20 protein-coding genes are annotated in these 21,882 nt (G+C 54.4%); 12 read left to right on the forward strand and 8 right to left on the reverse strand.

Features of this window, described 5'->3' with window-relative positions; genetic code table 11:
• The first annotated feature begins 177 nt into the window (after window positions 1-177).
• Genes LZ463_RS19230 through LZ463_RS19240 form a run of 3 tightly spaced genes read left to right on the forward strand, consistent with a single transcriptional unit; the run spans window position 178 to window position 3,127 of the window.
• A complete protein-coding gene (locus LZ463_RS19230) occupies window positions 178-918 on the forward strand; it encodes a gamma-glutamyl-gamma-aminobutyrate hydrolase family protein (protein WP_241457435.1) in 741 nt (246 codons plus the stop codon).
• Between the two features lie 2 nt (window positions 919-920).
• Window positions 921-2,201: a D-amino acid dehydrogenase gene (locus tag LZ463_RS19235; protein ID WP_241457436.1), complete on the forward strand. Its 1,281-nt coding sequence runs from the start codon at window positions 921-923 to the stop codon at window positions 2,199-2,201.
• Between the two features lie 8 nt (window positions 2,202-2,209).
• A complete protein-coding gene (locus LZ463_RS19240) occupies window positions 2,210-3,127 on the forward strand; it encodes an ornithine cyclodeaminase family protein (RefSeq protein WP_241457437.1) in 918 nt (305 codons plus the stop codon).
• A gap of 2 nt (window positions 3,128-3,129) precedes the next feature.
• Here LZ463_RS19240 and LZ463_RS19245 read toward each other — a convergent pair whose 3' ends face one another.
• From LZ463_RS19245 to LZ463_RS19260, 4 genes are all read right to left on the reverse strand, one after another.
• Complete coding sequence (locus LZ463_RS19245) at window positions 3,130-3,846, reverse strand: alpha/beta fold hydrolase (RefSeq protein ID WP_241457438.1); 717 nt, start codon at window positions 3,844-3,846, stop codon at window positions 3,130-3,132.
• A gap of 29 nt (window positions 3,847-3,875) precedes the next feature.
• Window positions 3,876-4,178 (reverse strand): hypothetical protein, encoded by a 303-nt coding sequence (locus LZ463_RS19250; protein ID WP_241457439.1) that lies wholly within the window; start codon window positions 4,176-4,178, stop codon window positions 3,876-3,878.
• Window positions 4,179-4,264: 86 nt separating this feature from the next.
• A complete protein-coding gene (locus LZ463_RS19255) occupies window positions 4,265-5,464 on the reverse strand; it encodes an MFS transporter (protein WP_241457440.1) in 1,200 nt (399 codons plus the stop codon).
• 20 nt (window positions 5,465-5,484) lie between these two features.
• Window positions 5,485-6,129: an NAD(P)-dependent oxidoreductase gene (locus LZ463_RS19260; protein WP_241457441.1), complete on the reverse strand. Its 645-nt coding sequence runs from the start codon at window positions 6,127-6,129 to the stop codon at window positions 5,485-5,487.
• A 127-nt stretch (window positions 6,130-6,256) separates the two neighbouring features.
• Here LZ463_RS19260 and LZ463_RS19265 point away from each other — a divergent pair, with 127 nt between their 5' ends.
• On the forward strand, window positions 6,257-7,138 hold the full coding sequence (locus LZ463_RS19265) for a LysR family transcriptional regulator (protein WP_241457442.1): 882 nt from the start codon (window positions 6,257-6,259) through the stop codon (window positions 7,136-7,138).
• 19 nt (window positions 7,139-7,157) lie between these two features.
• Here LZ463_RS19265 and LZ463_RS19270 read toward each other — a convergent pair whose 3' ends face one another.
• Both LZ463_RS19270 and LZ463_RS19275 read right to left on the reverse strand, forming a co-directional pair.
• The gene (locus tag LZ463_RS19270) at window positions 7,158-7,841 is read right to left on the reverse strand and encodes a DUF1045 domain-containing protein (protein ID WP_241457443.1); all 684 of its coding nucleotides are present in this window, start codon (window positions 7,839-7,841) and stop codon (window positions 7,158-7,160) included.
• A 16-nt stretch (window positions 7,842-7,857) separates the two neighbouring features.
• Complete coding sequence (locus LZ463_RS19275) at window positions 7,858-8,754, reverse strand: amino acid ABC transporter substrate-binding protein (RefSeq protein WP_241457444.1); 897 nt, start codon at window positions 8,752-8,754, stop codon at window positions 7,858-7,860.
• Window positions 8,755-9,049: 295 nt separating this feature from the next.
• Here LZ463_RS19275 and LZ463_RS19280 point away from each other — a divergent pair, with 295 nt between their 5' ends.
• A complete protein-coding gene (locus tag LZ463_RS19280) occupies window positions 9,050-10,210 on the forward strand; it encodes an alpha-D-ribose 1-methylphosphonate 5-triphosphate diphosphatase (RefSeq protein WP_347176283.1) in 1,161 nt (386 codons plus the stop codon).
• 23 nt (window positions 10,211-10,233) lie between these two features.
• Here the strand turns inward: LZ463_RS19280 and LZ463_RS19285 are convergent, their stop codons facing one another.
• Window positions 10,234-11,076: an SIR2 family NAD-dependent protein deacylase gene (locus LZ463_RS19285; RefSeq protein WP_241457713.1), complete on the reverse strand. Its 843-nt coding sequence runs from the start codon at window positions 11,074-11,076 to the stop codon at window positions 10,234-10,236.
• Between the two features lie 165 nt (window positions 11,077-11,241).
• On the opposite strand from LZ463_RS19285, the gene LZ463_RS19290 reads away from it, so the two are divergent.
• The 7 genes from LZ463_RS19290 to LZ463_RS19320 all read left to right on the forward strand — a co-directional run bounded on the left by LZ463_RS19290 (window position 11,242) and on the right by LZ463_RS19320 (window position 20,489).
• On the forward strand, window positions 11,242-12,462 hold the full coding sequence (locus tag LZ463_RS19290; RefSeq protein ID WP_241457445.1) for an ABC transporter substrate-binding protein: 1,221 nt from the start codon (window positions 11,242-11,244) through the stop codon (window positions 12,460-12,462).
• A gap of 373 nt (window positions 12,463-12,835) precedes the next feature.
• A complete protein-coding gene (locus LZ463_RS19295; RefSeq protein ID WP_241457446.1) occupies window positions 12,836-13,075 on the forward strand; it encodes an acyl carrier protein in 240 nt (79 codons plus the stop codon).
• A gap of 1 nt (window position 13,076) precedes the next feature.
• Window positions 13,077-14,243 carry an acyl-CoA dehydrogenase family protein gene (locus LZ463_RS19300; RefSeq protein WP_241457447.1) on the forward strand — a complete coding sequence of 389 codons (1,167 nt, stop codon included), beginning with the start codon at window positions 13,077-13,079 and terminating at the stop codon, window positions 14,241-14,243.
• Between the two features lie 12 nt (window positions 14,244-14,255).
• Window positions 14,256-15,167 (forward strand): amino acid--[acyl-carrier-protein] ligase, encoded by a 912-nt coding sequence (locus LZ463_RS19305; protein WP_241457448.1) that lies wholly within the window; start codon window positions 14,256-14,258, stop codon window positions 15,165-15,167.
• Window positions 15,164-16,159 carry a DUF1839 family protein gene (locus tag LZ463_RS19310; RefSeq protein WP_241457449.1) on the forward strand — a complete coding sequence of 332 codons (996 nt, stop codon included), beginning with the start codon at window positions 15,164-15,166 and terminating at the stop codon, window positions 16,157-16,159. The genes LZ463_RS19305 and LZ463_RS19310 overlap by 4 nt, the downstream gene beginning before the upstream one ends.
• Window positions 16,156-18,648: a glycoside hydrolase family 2 protein gene (locus LZ463_RS19315; RefSeq protein WP_241457450.1), complete on the forward strand. Its 2,493-nt coding sequence runs from the start codon at window positions 16,156-16,158 to the stop codon at window positions 18,646-18,648. The genes LZ463_RS19310 and LZ463_RS19315 overlap by 4 nt, the downstream gene beginning before the upstream one ends.
• Window positions 18,649-18,659: 11 nt before the next feature.
• A complete protein-coding gene (locus LZ463_RS19320) occupies window positions 18,660-20,489 on the forward strand; it encodes an alpha/beta fold hydrolase (protein ID WP_241457451.1) in 1,830 nt (609 codons plus the stop codon).
• Here the strand turns inward: LZ463_RS19320 and LZ463_RS19325 are convergent.
• Window positions 20,486-21,790, reverse strand: coding sequence for a lipopolysaccharide biosynthesis protein (locus tag LZ463_RS19325; RefSeq protein ID WP_241457452.1), 1,305 nt, complete (start codon window positions 21,788-21,790; stop codon window positions 20,486-20,488). The two genes, LZ463_RS19320 and LZ463_RS19325, sit on opposite strands and share 4 nt — an antisense overlap.
• Window positions 21,791-21,882: the final 92 nt, after the last annotated feature.

The raw sequence follows: 21,882 nt of genomic DNA on the forward strand, positions 1-21,882 counted from the left end.
ATGCACGCACGGGATTAATGAAAGTGATTTTTTATGGTGAATTTTTTGAAAAAATACTCATGCTGATCAAATGATCGTATGGATTAGTATTTTTAATACCAGATAATAGAAATCATGGTTTGCCAGGATGAGACTTAAAACAGATGATAGGCAGCATCAGATCAAATGCAGAATTCCATGATTAGCTCCAGAAAACCCATGATAGGCGTCACGCCTGACCGCAACGCACCACCGTCAGAAATTGAGTCGCAGTTCTTTGTCCGCCGCAATTATTGCGCAGCCATTACTGCCTCGGGCGGCGCAGCCTTGATACTGCCGTATGACATGGATGCGGTGGAATTGTATCTGGACCAGATCGATGGCCTGATGATTACCGGCGGCATGTTTGATGTGGACCCTGCGATTTACGGCATGCCCGCCCTTTATCCCGGCAAGATGTTGCTCAAGGAAGACAGAACCGGTTTTGAGCAAGCCTTGTTGCGCGGGGCTCTGCAACGCGATATGCCTGTACTCGGCATTTGTGGCGGCATGCAGCTTATTGCCGTGGAGCTGGGGGGCAAACTCTTGCAGCATATTCCATCTGATGTTGATACTGACCTGGAACATAAACAGGTAATGGATTGCGACACAGCCAGCCATGTCATTCATATCACCAGGGAATCACGCCTGCATGCCATTCTCGGTGTCGACAGTTGTCAGGTCAACAGCCTGCATCACCAGTCAGTCATGGGCGCAACGGACAGGATAGACGTTACTGCAGTCGCTGAAGATGGCGTGGTCGAATCCATAGAAATACCTGATCGAAAATTCTGTCTGGGCGTGCAATGGCATCCGGAATACCTGGTCAATGACAGTGAACAGAATATTTTCCGCGCCCTGGTGACGGCAGCACAAGACAGTCAACTGCACAGAGTGTGAAGATGAAGATTTGTATAGTGGGGGCAGGTGTCATAGGGCTGACCAGTGCCTATGCGCTGGCAGTGCGCGGACATGAAGTGATTGTCGTCGATGCTGCAACAGGCCCGGGGCAGGGGGCGAGTTTTGGCAACGGGGCGCAACTCAGTTATTCCTATGTGGCGCCGCTGGCTGACGCTTCGGTCTGGAAAAATTTGCCCGCCTATTTGCTGGATCCGCGATCGCCTCTTAGCTGGCGCCCGCGTTTTGATGCAGCGCAATGGCAATGGATATGTGCTTTCCTGCTGGCTTGCAGGCCCGCCAGGTCAAGGCAGTCAACGGCGGAACTCTTGCAACTGGCTTTCTATAGCCGCGATTGCCTGTCTGACTGGCAGGGCAGGCTGAGGTTGGAATTTGATTATCACACTGCCGGCAAGCTGGTCATGTATTCGTCTGATGCTGCTTTCAAGGCTGCAGGCAGACAGGTACATTACCAGGAGCAACTGGGATGTGAGCAACAGATATTGTCGGTAGGTCAATGTCTGGATGTGGAGCCGTCGCTTAGTGCTTCTGCACATCGCTGGCTTGGCGGTGTGTACACCCCATCCGAAGCCGTTGGTGATTGCGCACGGTTTTGTACGCAATTGCATGAAGCGATCAGGCGCGATCTTCCAGGCGTGACTTTTTGCTACGGCACACATGTCACCGGCATGACACGGGAGAAAGGCAGACTCACGGCCTTGCAGGCAATCAGCGGTGATGACAAAAACGACATTCATGCAGATGTCTTCGTCTTTGCCAATGGCGCCGGATCGGCAACCCTGGCGGCGCTGGCTGGGATACGTCTACCTGTATACCCTCTCAAGGGTTACAGCATCACCCTGGATGCACCATCCGCCACTGCCGGCATACCCAGGGTCAGCATTACTGACAGTGCCAGAAAGATCGTCTATGCACGGATAGGGGAACGCCTGCGTGTTGCCGGCCGTGTTGATATCGTCGGCAATGATCTGCAGATAGATGCACGGCGTACACATAGCTTGCTCAAAGAAGCGCAGGCATTGTTCCCTGCACTTGCAGGTGACAGGGATGACATTCACCCCTGGGCAGGCATGCGGCCGGCGACACCTGGCGGCGTTCCCATCATCGGTTGCAGCCCGGTTACCAATCTTTATCTGAACACCGGGCACGGCGCTCTCGGCTGGACTCTAGCTTGCGGCAGTGCCGAGTTGCTGGCATTGCAGATAACAGGCCAGGATAGCCCGATTGCTTCACAAGCCTATCGCTATCAGCATCTTTTGAAATAAGGAAGAACATGCAAATCATCACCAATGCGCAGGTCGCATCGTTGCTATCTGTCGAGCAGTCAATCACGGTCATGCGCCAGGCTTTTGCGCATTATGGGCAAGCAGGTGCGATGCAGGAGCGAGTGCGCATAGATTGTGGCAAAACCAAACTCAGCGCAATGGGGGCGATTATCCCTGGTCTCAACGCGGTTGGCGTCAAGGTGTACACCACCATCAATGGCAAATTCTGCTTTGTAATTATCCTGTTCTCTGCGGATGATGGTTCTTTACTCGCAGTGATGGAGGGGGACACCATGACTGAATTTCGCACGGCCGCAGTGACAGCACTGGCGGCGGATAGCATGGCGCGCAAGGATGCCAGTACCCTGGCAGTATTTGGCACGGGCGTACAGGCCAGGGCACATCTGCCGGCACTGTTGGCGGTACGTGCTTTTTCAGAAATTCTGATAGTCGGCATAGAAGGCGAGCAGGTTTTTGCCAGAGAAGTGGCTCAAAGATACGGTGTCGCTTGCCAGGCAGTCAGCGCGACGGAAGCTGTAGCCAGGGCTGATGTGATAGTGACGGCGACCAGATCAGGCACACCGCTGTTTGATGGCAACGCTGTCAAAGCTGGTGCATTTGTTGCCGCCATTGGATCGAGCAAGCCTGATACCCGCGAAGTTGACGATGCACTGATACAAAGGGCTGCCCGCATCGTGGTTGAATGGAAGAAGCAGGCTGCATCCGAGGCCGGTGATCTGCTGCTCTGCGAGCCAGGTTGCGTGGACTGGTCGCAGGTGCTGGAAATGACTGATCTGGTCAGGCTGGGACATGCAGTACGCCACAATGAATCAGACATTCTGCTGTACAAAGCCGTAGGCGTTGGCCTGGAAGACGTGGCATTGGCAGAGTTTGTCTATCGCCAACTGTCCGCTGTTCAAGATTAGGTTTAAAGCTGGCGCTGTACCAGCCAGTTTGCCAGCAGACGATTCACTTCGGGTGCACGCTCCAGCACGGACATGTGGCCACAGTCTTCGACGACATGAAGTTCTGCATCTGGCAAGCCTGTAGCCAGTTTTTCTGCTTCATCCATGCTGCGCATCTGGTCATTGCCGCTGGCGATCACCATGGCCGGGCAGGTAATGTCGGCCAGCTGTGCATGGCCATCAAGACGTTGTATGCCCAACTGCCGCAGGAAGACTTCTTTGCCCAGTGCCAGCGACATGGCCTGCAAGTGATTGAGCAAAGCCATATTGTCCTGGCGCAGCGGGTGCAGGGCGCGTCGTAACGCCGTCATGGTTTGCCCCTTGTAAGGGTAGGTAGTCAGCATGCGTATCTGTTGCTGGTTACGGGCGATTTCATCTGCCGTACTAGCCCGTGCCGAGGTGTTGAGCAAGACCAGGCCAGTCAGCCCCTCCCCTTCCTGTCGATTGCGTGTCAGCCAGGCAAGCTGGCGAGCTACATAGCCGCCCAAAGAAAACCCGATGACGATGCAATTGGCTGGCAGGTCAGGCAGGATGCGTTGCGCCATGCTTTCGACACTATCGCCCTGGCTCAGGTCAGCGAAGTGAATTTGCCCCAGTTTTTCTAGATCAGGCAAGACTTCGCTCCATAAGCTGGCATCACACATGAAACCGGGGATCAGCAGGAATTGGCGCGAGGACATGGACGGTGATTCAGACAAAGAGGCGTATCCTATTTTTTCTTCAGGTTCTGCAACAGGCTGTTGACTTGTTCGCTCAGAGGTATGCCATGCTGGCGCAATAACTGCACATGCAAGACCAGGTTTTCCAGCACCAGCTTTGCCGCTACTGCCAACAAGGTTACTTGTCTGTCTTCATTGCTGAAGTTTTCCATGGCGTCGGCCATGTCGCATAAATGGCGAGCGGTGATGGCGCGCAGTTCATCTTCTTCGAAGGGCAGGTCAGCAAAATCAATGGGATCTTCCTGTTCAACTTCCTTCATCAGTTCTTGCAGTTGTTCTGGTGTGATGGACATAGCTGCCCTTGAAAATAATGGACCTGGCTTTGTGCCATTCCTCTATTCTCATTCTAGCCTGCTTTTGAGTTGCCTGAATACGGCCTTCATTTTTTGATCGATACAGCAAACACAGCCAGCCCGCCCAGTGCCAACAATGCGCCCAGCCAGCCGGTCGAGGTCCAGCCATATCCCATGGTGATGACGACGCCACCCAGCCAGGCACCAAGTGCATTGGCTACATTGAATGCAGAATGATTCAGGGCGGCAGCCAGGGTTTGTGCCTTGCCTGCCACATCCATCAGGCGTATCTGCAAGGCTGGGCCGATGGCGACCAGGGTACCCAGCAAAAATACCCAGATGATTGCTGAGATGGCATAGGTCATCGCGAAAGAAACGCCACCCAGTACCAGCGCACTCCATAGCAGCAGTCCCGCGATGGTATGCAGCAGATTTTTATCCGCCAGACGTGCGCCCAGCATGCTGCCCACGACCATGCCGACACCAAACAGTGACAGGACCAGGGGGATGCTGCCTGAAGGTAATTTCGTGACTTCAGTAAGTAGGGGTTTAATATAACTGAACACCGCAAACATGCCACCAAAGCCGACTGCGCCTATGCCCAGTGTGAACCAGACCTGCCTGCTGGCCAGCGCTGCCAGTTCACTTTTGGGGCTTGCCCCTTTTTCTGCAGCCACCTCCGGCACAGTGAAGTAGATTGCCACGCTGCCGAGTGCAGCCAGGGAAGCGACAAAAACATAAGCAGCTTGCCAGCCCCAAACCTGTCCCAGCCAGGTTGCAGCAGGTACGCCAAGCAGGGTGGAACTGGTCAAACCCAGGATGACCAGGCCTACTGCAGTGGCGCGCATTTGCGGTGCGACCATATTCGCGGCAAGCAGCGTGGCGACTCCAAAGTAGGCACCGTGAGGCAAGCCAGCAATAAAGCGCAGGATATTCAACGACATGTAGTCTGTGGTCATCGTCCCCGCAAAATTGGCTGCTGCAAATAGCAGGACAAGGGCGATCAATAAAGTTCTGCGTGGCCAGTTGGCTGTCAGCACGGCAAACATCGGTGCGCCGATGACAACACCAAAGGCATAGGCACTGACGACATGGCCTGCCTCCGGTATGGATACGGCCAGACCTCGTGCCACTTCAGGAAGCAAACCCATCATGGCAAATTCGCCTGTACCTATGGCAAATGCACCCAGGCCCAGCGCAGTGACGGCATATAAAAATTTGCGCCGGGTGTTTGCGGCAGCATTGATCTCTACTGATGCTGGTGTAGTTAGTATGGTATTTGGCATGATGGGCAGGCGTAGTGAAATTAATGTGCGACAGTGAAGCGCTTCTGTATATGTTTCGGCGTTTCCATTTCATCGACGATGGCGACAGCCAGATCCTGCACGGAAATACCTGCTGGTGCATCAGCAACACCAGGCAGCAGATTGTCCGTGCCTACCCGGTATTGTCCGCTACGCTCGCCAGGTGCCAGACCTATGGGTGGGGACAGGAAAGTCCATTCCAGCGTCTCTTCCTTCTTGATGAGGTTCAGGGCTGCTCTTGCGGCCAGTGCTCCCTGTTTGTATTCGGCTGGAAATTCAGGCACATCCACCAGTTGCACCCCAGGCGCGACATACAGGCTGCCAGCACCACCGACCACCAGCAAGCGCTTGACACCCGCCTGTTTGATGCCTTGGAAGATGGCTTGTGTGCCTTGCAGGAACAGGTCATGGATTTGTGCTTCGCCCCAGCCGGGGTTGTAGGCACTGATCACGGCATCTTGTCCAGCCACGGCATGCGCGACTTGTTCTGCGTGCAAGACGTCTGTCTGAACCACGGTAAGCCCGGCTTGCGCTGCTATGTTGGATGGATTACGCGCCAGCAGGGTGACTGCATGCCCACGGCTCAGCAATTCTCCCAGGACGGGTGTGCCTACAAAGCCAGTGCCGCCAATTAATGCGATTTTCATTTGAAACTCCTGTGTGAATATGTTTAGTCTGTGATGCATAGTTTGAATACTTAACGAAGCCTTGAATAGATGACAAAAATAACTAATACTATGAAGCTGTACTAATAAATGGGTAGTCTGGAAGACGATGGAACAGTACAAACGCATGGCCTTGTTTGCCGAGGTGGTCACCGCAGGGTCCTTGAGCAGTGCTGCCCGCAAGCTCGGCATGACGCCATCAGCAGTCAGCCAGCATCTGCGGGCGCTGGAAGCTGACCTGGGTTTGTCACTATTGCATCGTTCAACCCGCAAGTTGACGCTGACAGAAGCAGGTGCGCGCTATTTTGAGGGCTGTGCCGCCATGGTGGCGGCGGCACGATCTGCCGAGCAGGCGTTGGCAAGGCACAGGGATGAACCTCAGGGTGAATTGCGCATCGCCGCGCCCATAGGTTTTGGTGGCATGCTGGCACAAGCCCTGGCACCGCTGCAACAATATCCCAAACTGAGTTTGTGCCTGCTGGTGGATGATGCTGTAGTCGATTTGATCGATGAACGCATAGACATCGCGCTGCGTGTCGGTAATTTGCCTGACTCCAGCCTGGTGGCGCGCAGGCTGGGCAGTCTGCCGGCCCAGCTATGTGCTGCACCATCGTACCTGCATCAACATGGCTGGCCGCAGCAACCGCAGGATCTGGCCCAGCATGTCTGGCTGGGTACTACGTCAGTCCGTCATCTGCAATTGTCAGGTCCAGGCCAGTCCCATGTTGACATGAAGATGCCTGTCAGGATCAAAGCCACCCAGGTGACCGCCCTGCATGCGCTTTGCGTGGCTGGCTGGGGACTCAGCATCGCTGTCAGTAAAGACGACCACAATGCGCTGACAAATGGCAGTCTGGTACCTGTATTACCCGACTGGAAATTGCCAGACCTGGTCTTGCATGCGGTAACGCCCAGGCGTGATGAACAGCCTGCCAAGGTGCGCCATGCCCTGGCCCTGCTGGCAGAATATGTGGCCAATTTTGCCGTCTGAAATGACAGGCAGATTTTAGTCAGGCGAAAGGAATACGTGTCAGCAGCTCAAAATCTCCACCGGCACTGGCTTCCATGAACAGGGCGATACCATCAATGATCAATGGCTCTGTCTGCTGGAAATGTGACACGGCTGCCTCATACAGTCTACTCGCCACCGGCCCGGCTTCCAGCCTGTCGCTCAGTGTCATGTGGAAGCGGAATTCTTCTTCAACATAGGGATAGCCCCAACGCTGCAGCAAGGCGAGCTGACGCGCGCTGAGACCATGCTGCTGACGACGGGTCAGCTCGGCCTGGTTCATCGGGGCGCGAAAATGATCAAAATGCCTGACGCATGAAAAAGCCAGATCATTGAGTGCGGGCTGATCACCTGTCGGTCGCAACGCCAGGAAATCGCCCATCCACTGTATGGATGGGCCGCATATGTTGAAGCGGTTTTGCTGTTCGCAGAATTCGGTCAGTTCCAGTTCCAGTCCGGCCAGGGTTTTGCCATCAGCTAAACGAAACGGTGCTTTCAGTGTTGCATGGAAGCCGTAACGACGTGCATCCCTGGTCAGGCTGTGCTGTACGCTGGGGGCAAGGCCATCGATGGCAGTCTGGGGCAGTATTTCTGCTGTTTCAGGGTCGCGTCCCAGCCATTCACAACCAGCCTGCCACCATGGGCTCTCGCGATCAGGGGCAAAATACAGGGCGTAACGCGTCATGCCTGTATTTGTGCTATCAATCTGCCACCTGGTCAGTAGGGAACCGCAACGAGTCCCTGAGCAAAAAGCCCATGGACATGTTCATGTTGATATTCTTGGGAGGAATCGGTTTGGTAAACCACTTGTCGTAGATACGATAGATTTCACCCTCATGTATCATCCTCAGCATTTCTGTGTCGACGACTTTCTTGAATGCCGGGTCATCCTTGCGCATCATGATGGAGTAAGGCTCTATCGACAGGGGTTCACCCATGATGACAAAACTCGCAGGTGACTTGGATTCTGCACGCAGGCTGTAGAGCAATACATCATCCATGGGGAAGGCATCGGCCTTGCCTTCTTCTACCATCTTGAATGATTCCTGGTCGCTGTTACCCTCAACCAGTTTGATGTTCAGGGAAATGGTATCGTTCTTGTCATTGAGCAGTTTGACCGTTGTGGTACTTTTGGTCGTGACCACGGTATGGTTGCGCAACTGTGACCAGGTCTTGATACCACTGTCTGCCTTCACCAGGGCGCGAACACTGGAAAAGAAATGCGGTATGGTAAAGGCAACGCGCTTGCGCCTGTCCGCATTATTGGTGGTGCTGCCACATTCAAGATCTATCTTGTCTTCCAGCAGGGCGCTGAAACGGGTAGTGGAATCGACAGGGAAGTACTGTACCTTCATCGTTGGCATTTTCAGTTCTTTCTTGATGGCTTCTGCCACTTTCTGGCAAAGCTCAACTGAATAGCCGAGTGGCTGTTTGTTTTCATCGGTATAGGAAAATGGCGGAGTTTCACGTATGCCGATGACCAGGGTCTGGGTCTTGCGGATTTTGGCCAGTGTATCACCCGCCTGCGCCAGCACGGGCAGGGTCAGACACATCATGGCAGCCGCTACATTGACTACACTGCGTACTTTGTACTTCATATTTTCACCTGTCATTTGTGAACAGCTTGGCAATATCAACAGTCTCTGGTATGACCGATTGCGAGTCGACTCTAGCAGGCATGGTACAAGACAAAGTATGAAATTCAAGCTCCCCTGCAAAACAAGATTTAGTAATAAAATTAAAATAATATTGCAAATTGGAAATTTATAAGCTAGAAATCCGCGAGCGTTTTTCATGTGCTACCTAGCTATTGCGGCACAAATCCCTGTGCTCCGGCTTTGCCAAACCATGCTAAGGTTACATCTGAAAATTTTTGCCTGCCTATTGTTAATTATGATGAATTCTTCAGCCGTGTATCCTTCCGTCAACATTCTGAATGCCCGTATCGTTACTGCGGATAGAGTTTTTACCGGAAGCATGACAGTCACTGGCGGCAAAATCAGCGATATCAGTCAGGGGAGTGGCGGCATAAGTGCTGCGGACTGGCAGGGGGACTTTCTTTTGCCCGGCCTGGTTGAATTGCATACCGACAATCTGGAAAAACACCTGATGCCGCGACCCAAGGTCAGCTGGCCGGTCATGCCGGCGATACTGGCCCATGATGCGCAGATTGCGGCGGCCGGCATCACGACCGTACTGGACGCCATTGCTGTTGGCGATATTGATCCTGACAGCGTGCGCATGCAAACCCTTAACCCCTGTGTGCAGGGCTTGCGCACGGCGGCTGATGCCGGTTTGTTGCGTGCCGAGCATTTTTTGCATATGCGGCTGGAACTGGCCGAACCTGACTTGTTGCAGATGTTCGGCCCCTTCCTGCAGGATGCGGGTTTGAAACTGGTATCGCTGATGGACCACACGCCGGGCCAGCGTCAGTGGACGGACCTCGCGCATTACCGGACTTATGTCACCGGCAAGCGTGGCTGGAGCGAACAGAAGGTGGACCAGATGCTGGGCCTGCTGCTGGACCGTCAGCAACGCCATGTGGCTGATAACCGCCAGCAGGTGATTGCGCTCTGCCAGCAGCATACTCATCCCATACCACTGGCTTCACATGATGATACGACCGCAGAGCATGTGCATGAAGGTGTGGCCGAAGGTGTCAGTATCTCCGAATTCCCGACCAGCCTGCTGGCTGCGCAAACGGCCAGGCAGCAGGGGCTGGCTATCGTGATGGGCGCACCCAACCGTGTGCGTGGCGGTTCGCATTCAGGCAATGTCTCGGCCAGCGAACTGGCGCGCCATGACCTGCTCGATATCCTGTCGTCCGATTACGTTCCGGCCAGTCTGTTGCAGGCAGCCTTCATGCTCCAGGACGACGGTTATGACTTGCCCAAGGCAATCGCCACGGTCAGCCGTGCACCTGCCCGTGCGCTGGGTCTGCATGACAGAGGGGAAATCGCCCTGGGATTGAATGCCGACTTCATCCGGGTGCGCATGCTCGACAAATTGCCGGTGGTGCTTGGGGTATGGCGTAATGGCAGGCAAATTGCCTGAGCTGATGTTTACCAGCGAGGGTTTCAGCCTGGTTTGCTGTTCAGCACTGTATCAATGGCTGTCAGGGCTTCCAGTGCTCCCATGGGCAGGCCAAGGTCCTGTGCAAAGCTGATTTCTGCTTCGCGCAGGTTGATGCGCAACAGGCGGCCACCGTGTTGCGCCACAATGTATTGGCTGAAATGGCGCACGGTAGGGATGGCCGTGCCTGCGCCAAGCTCGATCACCAGCGGGCGTTTGACGCGGCTTAACCAGATTTCCTGGCGGGCGGCCTGTTGCTGCTGTCTTTGCTGGTTCCAGTCCCAGTCACCGAACATCAGCACGTTTGGCCTGGCCATGCCGCCGCAATGGGGGCAGGTCGGTGCTGCATTCAGCAACTGGCAATTGACATCATCAACTTCGGGCAGGAATTCTTGCGCTTTCCATATATGATGACTGCAAGGCAGCAGGCATTGCAGGTAGTGGATGGAACCATGGCATTCCAGTATGTGGGCCGCATCATAGCCAGCCTGATGGAAATGGCCGTCCACATTGCTGGTAAACACATTCAGTCCATGGGATTTGGATTGCCCCCAGCGCTTGAGGATATCAAAGCCGGCATGTGGCTTGATGTTGCGATACAGCGCCAGTCTGTGACCATAAAAACCCCAGGCCAGTCGCGGGTGGCGACGGAAGGCAGAAGGGCTTGCAATTTCGTGAAAAGGCAGGGCGCGTTGAGCCAATGCCGGGTAGGCTTTCCAGAAACCTTCCGTACCGCGAAAATCCGGCAAGCCTGAATCGACACCCATGCCCGCCCCGGCAGCGATCACCAGCGCATCGGCTTGCGCTACCATTTCTGCTGCTTGATGGATGAGGTGTGCCGGGAGCATGATGTTATCTGGACGGATATGCGCAACATCATAAATGTGCCACTTCTGATGTTGCATGGCAAGTTTGCTACAAATAATGTAAGCAAACATGAATTTTTTACATAAGTCTGGGCAAGCTGGTGCAAACTATTGCCATTAGATAACTTTTATAACGGAGACCACCCCATGCCACGTATTTCTTTACGCACTGCCGGACTTTTGCTGACCTTGTCCGTGGCATTGCCCCTGTCATGCCCGCTTCAGGCTGAAGAAGCCCCCATACGCATAGGCATCATAGGGCCGTTTACAGGAAAATCTTCCAGCGACATGGGCGAAAGCATACGTGGCGGTGCCAAGGTGTTTTTGCAGGACATCAACCAGATAGGCGGCGTCATGGGACGGCACATAGAACTGGTGGAACGTGATGACCTGGCCAAACCGGAAACCGGACTGGCGATGGCAAAAGAACTGGTGGAAAAAGAGAAGGTCGTGGCTGTTGTCGGTTTTGCCAATACCGGTGTGGTTCTGCAGGCCGCCAAGGTATTTCAGGAAAGTAAGCGACCACTGATCATCAGCGCTGCCACCGGTGCGGCCGTGACCAAGCAGTTCATGCCGCCGGCCGTACCTGACAGCTATGTGTTCCGCCTTGCAGGCAGCGATAATCTGCAGCCTGCAGTTATCCTTAATGATGTCATCGACAAGCGCAAGCTGACACAAATCGCCATCCTGCATGATGATAGTCCTTACGGTCAGTTCGGCAAGGAAAACCTGCTGGCTGAACTGAAGCAGCGCAAAGTGACACCGGTCGCCGTGGAAAGCTTCAAGGTCGGCGACCAGGACATGACGGCGCAGTTGACCAAGGCCAAACAGGCCGGTGCACAAATCGTGATTCTGTATTGCCTGAGTTCGGAAGCGGCCATGGTTGCCAATGGCATGAACAAGATCAGGCTGAATGTGCCGCTGGCGGGTTCCTGGACCCTGTCGCAACGCAGCTTTGTTGAACTGGCTGCCAACAATGCCGAAGGCGCGCGCATGCCGGTCACTTTCATTGAAAACGATGCCAATAATCGTAGCAATGAATTCGTCTTGAATTACTTCCGTTTAAATAATGTTAAATCCATTCCGTCGGCAGTTGCCGCTGCGCAGACTTATGACGCCTTGCGCATCCTGACTTTGGCCCTGATGCAGGCCAATACGACCGATGGCGACAAGATCAAGGCAGCACTGGAAGACATGAAATATGATGCAACTTCCACCATCATTTCGCGCTACAAAAAACCGTTCTCAAAAAATGATCATGAAGCCGTTGCCAGGAACATGCTTTTCATAGGAGAAATCCGCCGTGGCAAGGTGACTTATGCGTACAAGGAAGACGCCAATAGCAGCCTGATAGTACGCACCAAATAAGAGGACTTTCAAAGCATTTTTTCAATAAGATTTTATGCAGATATTCCCTCTTCTCCAGGTCAGGCACGCACGATAGAGAGGGAGTTTTTTTAGAGGGATTTGCCCGTATTTTCACATTGCCCATTGGCAATGAAACTTAACCAAATTTAACTTCGACTCTGTTGGCATTCGGCTATGCTGTTAATTCCAAGGCATGCAAAATAATACGCAGAAATTATCTGTCTTATTTTTCTTTTTTGAATTGTGATGACAGATTCATTTTGCTTGACTGGCGCAATTGACGCATGGTCTTCTTCTGACGCCGATTGACATGCCTGCCCGAATGCCTGCTCTGAAAAAGCATGTGCCAACATGAAAAATACGAAGGTTAAATATGAGTAAAGAACAGATACGCCAGGTCTTGAAAGAGCATGGCAAATTCTCTGCCGGTATTGACGCCCTGACTGATGATGCCGACTTGTATGAAGCGGGTATGACTTCACATGCCAGCGTGAATGTGATGCTGGCATTGGAAGATGCCTTTGATCTGGAATTCCCCGATCGTATGTTGAAGCGCAGCGTATTTGAAAGCATCAACACCATTCATGCGGCAATAGAAGAATTGACGGTCTGATATGGACACATCATCACCGCTCAGACAGGCTGCTGCGCTGGTCGCCAGGGAGTTTGCCGCACCACATGCGCATGTGGTGGACCAGGAGGCGCGTTTCCCCATTGAAGCCATCAATGCACTCAAGCGTGAAAAACTCCTGAGCGCCTATGTGCCGGTAGCGCTAGGCGGTGCCGGCGCCGGCCTGACCGAACTGGTTGATATAGTCGAGATCCTGGCGCGTGAATGCGCGTCTACGGCGATGATTTTTGCCATGCACCAGATACAGGTGATCACCCTAGTCCGCCATGCTGCAGGCAACCCCTGGTATGTCAATTACCTGCGTGAACTGGTCGAGCATCAGTACCTGATTGCATCTGTTACTTCCGAAGTCGGCGTTGGTGGTGAAATGCGTCGCAGCAATTGCGCAGTGGAAGTCGACGGGCAGCGTTTCCGACTGGTAAAAGATGCTACCACCATCTCTTACGGTGCTCAGGCCGATGACCTGCTGGTGACGGCAAGGCGCAATCCTGATGCGGCCAACAGTGATCAATCCCTGGTACTGGTGCGCAAAGCTGACTATATGCTGGAACAAAAAGGTGGCTGGGATACCATGGGCATGCGCGGTACCTGCAGCCCGCCTTTCCTGATGACCTCCAGTGGTGATGCTGCTCAAATCATCGATATGCCTTTTGGCGACATGTCGGCGCAAACCGTAGTGCCGGTCTCGCATCTTTTATGGGGGGGCTGCTGGATGGGTTGTGCCGCGGGTGCGGTCAACAAGGCCAGGGCCTTCGTGCGCGGCCAGGCCCGCGCCAATCCGGGCACTGTGCCACCGACGGCTCTGCGTCTGGCTGAACTGGTGTCCATGATGCAAAGCCTGCGCACTTCGGTACAGGCTTGCCTGACAGAGTATGAGGCATTGTCAGCGGCTGATGATGCTGCCGTTGGGACGCTGACATCGATGGGTTATTCACTGAAAATGAACAACCTCAAGGTTGATGCCACCCAGGCCCTGCCTTTGATCGTCAGCAAGGCGTTGTCCATCTGCGGCATACTGGGCTATAAGAATGACAGCAAGTTCAGCATGAGCAGGCACCTGCGTGATGCGCATTCAGCAGCCATCATGGTTGGCAATGACCGCATCCTGGCAACCAATGCCAATTTGCTGCTGGTGCTCAAAGACGACTAGGAGACTTAATACATGTCCATCGATTTCTCTCCCGAAGGCCTGACCGAAGACCTCGTTGCAGCGGGGCATATCATCCCGGTTGGCGTGCAAGGCATATTTGGCCGTGGCCCAGTATTTGAAGATGTCTTGCGTCGCTTCGACGATTATGTCAGCCGTGTGGCAGTCAATGATGGCGCGACCAGAATGTCTTTCCCGCCCTGCCTGGACAGAAAGGTGCTTGAGCGCAGTGAATACCTGGACTCTTTTCCGCAACTGGCAGGGACAATTTTCAGTTTCAGCGGTACCGACGCCCAGCACAAGGAACTGATCGCCGACGTGCATGAAGGCCGTCCCTGGACGCACCTGCAAACCATGACGGCAGTGTGCCTGACACCGGCGGCCTGTTATCCGGTCTACCCCAGTTTCACTGGCACCGTTCCTGCGGATGGGCGACTGGTCGACATGCAGAACTGGGTTTTCCGGAACGAGCCTTCACCTGAACCCACCCGCATGCAGTCTTTCCGCGTGCGTGAATTTGTCCGTGTCGGTACGCCAGAGATGGTGGTGGCATGGCGTGACCTGTGGCTGCAACGCGGCCTGGACATATTGCATAGCCTGGGTTTGCCAGCCAGGTCTGACGTGGCGTCCGACCCCTTCTTCGGCCGTGGTGGCCGCATGCTGGCAGCCAACCAGCGCGAGCAGCAACTGAAATTTGAGGTGCTGGTGCCAGTGATTTCACAGGAAAAACCGACGGCAGTCTGTTCCTTCAATTATCACCAGGATCATTTCGGCAAGCTGTTTGATATCAAACAGCACAATGGCGAAGCGGCGCATACGGCCTGCCTGGGTTTTGGCCTGGAGCGCATCGTCATGGCCCTGTTCAGGACGCATGGCATGCAACCTGAAAAATGGCCGCAAGCTGCCCGCGACATACTGTGGTCATGAGCCTGTACGCATTACCGCCTATCGATGTCGCCAGTTACCAGCCACATGCCATGCACGGGGCTGATCGCTCCTGGGCCGAAACCAATTGTTATATCGACGTCTGGATAGAAGTCCTGCATGCGCAGGGCTTGAATCCTGCCGCCTGTTTATCCATGGTGTTTGCCAATGATTTTGATGGTGATCAGTGGACCTTTTACAAACCACCGCATGAAGACCTGTTTACCCTGTATGGCATAGACGTGCAGGAACTCAATGTCTGGCGCGGCCTGCTCGACAATGCCTGTGTGCAGTTGCGTCGCGGTCGCCTGGTGTTGACAGAAACCGATGCATTTTATCTGCCTGATACAGCCGGTACCGATTACCGCAGCAATCATGTCAAGACCACGATAGCGATACAGGAAATTGATGTTGATACCCGCAGGCTCGGCTATTTCCACAACAGCAGCTATCATGAGTTGCAGGGTGAAGATTTCATCGAGACCTTTCGCGTGGATAAGCCCTGTGACCCGGCTTTCATGCCCCTGTTTGCCGAGTTTGTACGACTTGATCATGTACAGCAAAGAAGCGACGCAGAACTTGCTGCGCTGTCCCTGCCGTTGCTGCGCAAGCACCTGGCAAGACGACCGAACCATAACCCTGTCAGCCTCTTCCAGCCGGTGTTCCTGCATGAAGTCGAGCAATTGAAAGAGCAGGGTATGGCGGCCTATCACGCCTATGCTTTTGCCAATCTGCGCCAGCTGGGGGCAGGTTTCAGCCTGGGGGCGCATTACCTGCGCTGGCTGCAGCAACATCAGGGTCTGCAACTGGAGCGGGCAGCATCGGAATTTGACGCCATTTCTGAAACCACCAAGACCCTGCTCCTGAAGACAGCCAGAGCAGTAATTGGCAAGAAACCTGTTGACCTCAGGCCCCTGGTAGCGCAGTTGGCGCTGCACTGGCAGCAGGGCATGGATGCACTGGATCTGGCTTTGCAGGCCAGGGCTGACTCATGACAGGCAGTCTGTCCATTCCTCTGGAAGCAGATTGGCAAGCCTGTCAGGTCGCCAGTGGCAAGTATGCCTTGCCCTCCGAATTGCAGGATGTGCTTTTCATGCCGGCCCCGGTACCTGGAACAATCGCCAGCGCCTTGCATGCTGCGGGGCAATTTGTCCTGGGCCAGGATGATTTTGATGAAGTCGATGTCTGGTATTGCTGCGACATTGATCTGACTGATTGTGCAGCCCGACTGCATTTTGAAGGTTTGGCCACCCATGCAGAAATCTTCTGGAATGATCGGTTGCTGGAGCGCAGCGACAATATGTTTTGCGCACTCAGCCTTGATTTGCACCAGCATAAGGTATGTGGCAAAGGTCGCCTGAGCCTGCGCTTTATTGCGCTGAACAGCATATTGGCTCAACGCCGCGCCCGCCCACGCTGGAAAACTCGCCTCGTTGCACAGCAGCAGTTGCGCTGGTTGCGCACCAGTCTGCTGGGCCGCATGCCCGGCTGGTCACCGCCGCTCGCACCGGTCGGTCCCTACCGGGCCGTCATGCTGGAGTTGCACAGCCCACTGCGTATCATCAGCAAGAGAGTGCTGAGCAAGCTTGACGCTGACAACGGCGTGCTTGAACTGGAACTGTCGGTATGGACTGAGCAGATTGTTTCTGCCGCCAGCATACGGATTGGTGAGCTGGCTTACTCCTTGCAATGTCAGGCAGTAGATGGATCTCATTATGTGCTCAGTGCACAATGCTACATCCAACAGGTTAATAAATGGTGGCCGCATACACATGGCGAACCCGGTTTGTATGACCTGGTTCTGGAAATACAATGCGCTGGACAGACGTTAATCAGAAGTCTCGGTAAAACCGGTTTTCGCCAGATCAATGTAGACCAGCATGATGGTGGTTTTCATCTGCATGTGAACCAGGTGTCAGTATTTTGCCGTGGCGCGTGCTGGACGCCGCTGGATGTCATGTCCCTGCAAAATGAAGAGACTGAATTACGTAAGACGCTGATGCTGGCGCGTGATGCCGGCATGAACATGCTGCGTGTCATTGGCACCATGGTGTACGAGAGTACAAAGTTTTATCAGGCCTGTGATGAGCTTGGCATTTTGGTCTGGCAAGACTGCATGTTCGCCAATATGGATTATCCCGTTGCTGATCCCGCATTCGCGGCCAGCATCCGGCAGGAAGTGCAGCAATTCCTGAACCGCATACAGAATTCACCGTGTATAGCTGTTGTCTGTGGCAACAGTGAAGTCGAACAGCAGGCCGCCATGCTGGGGCAGCCAGCCGAACTATGGAGCAATATATTTTTTTCGCAGACCCTGCCAGAGCTGTGTCTGCAATACAGGCCCGATGTGCAATATTGGCCGTCGAGCCCGAGTGGCGGTGTCATGCCTTTTCAGACGGACCAGGGCGTGGCGCATTATTTTGGCGTTGGCGCTTATCTGCGACCGCTGGAAGATGCACGCCGCAGCAACGTACGTTTCACGACGGAATGCCTGGGTTTTGCCAACATGCCCGACGACGAACTGATAGACAGCATGTTGAACAATGGCGAGACGCCGGGACCACATCCCGCCTGGAAGCAGGGTGTCCCCCGTGACAATGGTACAGCCTGGGATTTTGAAGATGTGCGTGACCATTACATGGCAAAACTGTATGACGTTGATGTCGGACGCCTGCGTTTTGCCGAACGCGAATGTTACCTGGCGCTGGCAAGGACAACGACAGGCGAAGTCATGGCCAGGACACTGGCAGAATGGCGGCGTGTCGGTTCTGCCTGCCATGGCGCCCTGATCTGGTTCTGGAAAGACTTGCGACCAGGCGCTGGCTGGGGGGTGATTGATGCACATGGGCGGCCCAAGGCAGCCTATTACTATCTGAAGCGGGCCATGGCAGCGTTGACAGTCCTGATCACTGATGAAGGCCTGAACGGCCTGGCCCTGCATGTGCTTAATGATGGTGAGCACGCATTTACCGGTGAGCTGGAGCTGGCGCTGTATCGTCAGGCAGAAATCTGTGTCGCCCGTGGCCGCATGGCAGTGCAGGTACCTGCCCATGGCGGCATCAAAATACCTGATTATCAGCTATTGCCGCACTTTGTCGATACTGCTTATGCATATCGCTTTGGTCCACCGGGTCATGATGTCGCCGTAGCGCAGTTATACCATGCCGGTAGCGATGCTGCGATTGCGACCGACTGCCTGTTCCCGGATGGCCAGGACCTGAGCATGCAGACGGATCTTGGTTTGCAGGCGTATTGCGCGCCTGAACCTGACGGTGCAGTGATACTGCATGTCAGTACAAAAAAATTTGCGCAGGCAGTGTCCGTACAGATACCGGGGCTACTCCCTGAAGACAATTACTTCCACCTCGCACCAGGCAGTTCAAGGCAAATACGTCTGAGCGCCATCACTGGCAAAAATGTTCGGCAGGGGCAGCTACAGGCGCAAAATGCCGTGGCTGGCGTCAGGGTGGAGATTAAAAACTAGCAGGGGCGCATTTGGCAACACAACAGTATCCAAGCAAAGACATCCTGTATTCACCACTGGCCTTCTGGTTTGGTGATGCTGCCAGCCCCATGCTGGGCTGGTATCATCCGGCCAGGGTGCGCGATGCCGGCGGTAGCCGCCGTTGCGGTGTCGTGCTGTGCCCGCCTTTCGGGCATGAATATATGGTGTCTTATCTGTCATATAAGCATCTGGCCAATCACCTGGCCAGGGCTGGTTTTGACGTCTGCTTTTTTGACTATAACAATACAGGAGATTCTGCCGATGCCGAAGGCGACAGGATCGCTTTATGGCAGGAAAACATACGTCAGGCCGCAGCGCAATTGCGTCATCTGGCAGGACTGGAGCATATTGCCCTGTTTGGTTTGCGCCTGGGTGGCCTGCTGGCTGCCAGCGTGGCCAGGGACATCGATGCCAAGGCTCTGTTATTGATGGCCCCTGTCATATCAGGTCGTGCCTATGCCAGGGAAATGCTGGTGTTGCGCAGCATGAGTGTCCTGCACAGTAATGCCGGTCCTGACCTGGCCAGCAATTCCACCATCGACCCCAATCAGGTAGTGACAGATGATGAACTGACCGGCTATGAATTCAGTGCGACCACGCGTGCCAGCCTCGGCAAGCTTGATCTGTTGAAAATGCCCACGCCCGCGATGCCGGTGTTTTTGCAGGCCAGGGACGATATTACAGGGCAGGAAAACAAGCTCGCTACTGCCTGGCATCATCATGATCATGCGCTGCAATTGTCGGACTTGCCTGGCTATGCCGCCATGATGCGTGAGGATGCCCATGATACGGTCGTTCCCACAGCGATATGGCAGGCCATGCAAGCCTGGTTGCTACGGTATTTTCCACTGAATAGTGCCGTACGCTGGGACATTCCGTCTACCACAGATATAGCCAGCATCCGCTTTGGCGGCATAGTTGTGGAAGAGGAACTGGTGGAGTTTGATGGCATGTTCGGTGTCGTCACCCACCAGGCTGGTGCTGATCCCAAAACTCTGCCTGCCGTCGTGCTATGCAATATCGGCGCCAATCACCATGTCGGTAACCACAGACTGTATGTCAGTATGGCTCGTACTCTGGCCGCTCACGGATTCCATGTGCTGCGTTTTGACAAAGCCGGAATCGGATATAGCAAGCTTACACCCGATGACAAGGAAAATGACGTGCATGCCCCTGGCGGGACTGACGATCTCAGCAACGCCATGTACTTCATGCAGGGCAAATACCATAGCCCGTCTTTTGTGCTGACTGGCTTGTGTTCCGGGGCCCATATGGCCTACCTCAGTGCTCTGAAGGATGAGCGGGTCAGCGGTCTGGTATTGATCAATCAGTTGACTTATCGCTGGCGTCAGGGTGACAGTATAGAAGCGCGTAAAAAGGCCACCATCAAGTCTTCACACTACTACCTGCATGCAGTCGTGAGGGCCGATACCTGGCGACGGGTGTTCAAAGGCCAGGTTGAAATGCGCCAGATCGCCGGTAATATGTTGCGCCGTATTGGCAGGCGCATACGTACCAAATGGCAATTGCTCAATACCCGGCTGCTGCACAGTAACTTCTTCCTGGGGCCGGTGGCGCGCAATTTACGTGACCTGGAAGCGCGCGGTACCGAGCTCCTGTTGATTTACGAAGCCAGTGATACCGCAGTCGATGTCATGACCGAGCAATTGGGCAGACATGCCGGCCTGCTCGGACAAAGTGAGCGTATCTGCCTGAAATTTTTTTACGGTGCGGACCATACTTTTACGCCCCGCTGGTCACAGCAGGCGCTGACAGATTTCATCAGCAAGCATCTGCAAAAGCGCTTCGGCCCCCGTTAATACTCGTCAGGATGGGTACGGGCCTGTTTCTGCAGGCGCGGCAAGATGTAGCGCCAGACTACGATCAGTTCAAAAACTTCGACGATGATAGACGCCAGTATCGCGCCGGGTGCACCCATGCGCGGGATGCTGAAGGTCGTGATGACCCAGACCATGCACAGCGACACACTGCCCAGGTAAAACATTTCCTTGTAAGCGCCGCCGCTTGATAACCAGGAAGTGCCGACCCAGCGCGCAGCATTGACGGCAAAATAAGCACCCCACATCATCACCAGGGGGTCAAGGCCGGAGTATTTGGCACTGATGACATGGCCTTCCAGCCAGGGCAGAGCGAACAGCAGCAGGGCTACATAACAGAGTACCACCAGCTCTATGCCGGCGATGGAAAACAGGGTCAGGCGCTTCAAGCCACGCCAGTCGTTTTCTGCGATCAGTCGGCTTGCCTCCGGCCTGGCCACGCGTGACCAGGCCGCTACAGCCAGCGGTATCGGCATGAGCATCAATCGTGAAGCATTGAGGTCGGCAATCGCTGCAACGCCGAGCCAGGCGCCGGACAGGTACACATAGCTGTAATTTGACAGCCAGCCGACAATCACACCGGACACCGCCCAGCGGCCATGGCCGCTGATGGTTTCCTGGTGATCGGCAATGGCCTGCCCCATTTCTTCTTTTGCATGGGCTTCCACATCAGCGGTTGTGTGGGCAAGAAAATGCTGGCGGCTGGCCAGTGTACATAGCGTGGATGAAGCCGCCAGCAGCAGGAATACCGCAACCAGGTCAAAATGCTTGCTGAAATATAAAGTCGCCAGGCCACAGACCACCAGACTGACGTAGACGCCATCCTGGCGCAGCACGGATACGATGTCGGACTGAATGAAGCCTACTGTGCGGCCATATTCACGTACGCCATTGGCGAACACATAGGCGCTGAAAGCGAGTGCCAGCAACCAGCTCTTGTTGCTGTAATGCGTTGCCGCCGGGATGAATTCGACGACGATAAATGCGAGGACTGCCATCATCATCGTCCAGGCAATCTGCTTGTACCAGTAATGCCTTAACAGCGATTTGCGGGTATCGCCATGTACTGCACTGGCAACGGTGGTCAGCGGGCCGGCTATCCAGGAGTCAACTACCAGGCCGACCAGCATGCCGCCGGCGTACAATTGTCCATACAGGCCATAATCATCTTTTGCCACCAGATTCATGAGCAAAATGCCAATGGCAAAATTCAGGGCGCTGAGCAGGCCCTGGTCGATGACCGATAATATGGATGTGGAAAGAAACTTTTTATAAAAACTCATTTGCTCGGGTCTGGGCGTGTTGGCATATCATGCAGGCTGAGGTGCAAAAGACCAACAGTATCCCACTCTATTTTTGAACAGAACCTTACCAT

Origin of the sequence: Undibacterium paludis (genome assembly GCF_022568815.1) — a bacterium.
Classification (GTDB): Bacteria; Pseudomonadota; Gammaproteobacteria; order Burkholderiales; family Burkholderiaceae_D; genus Undibacterium.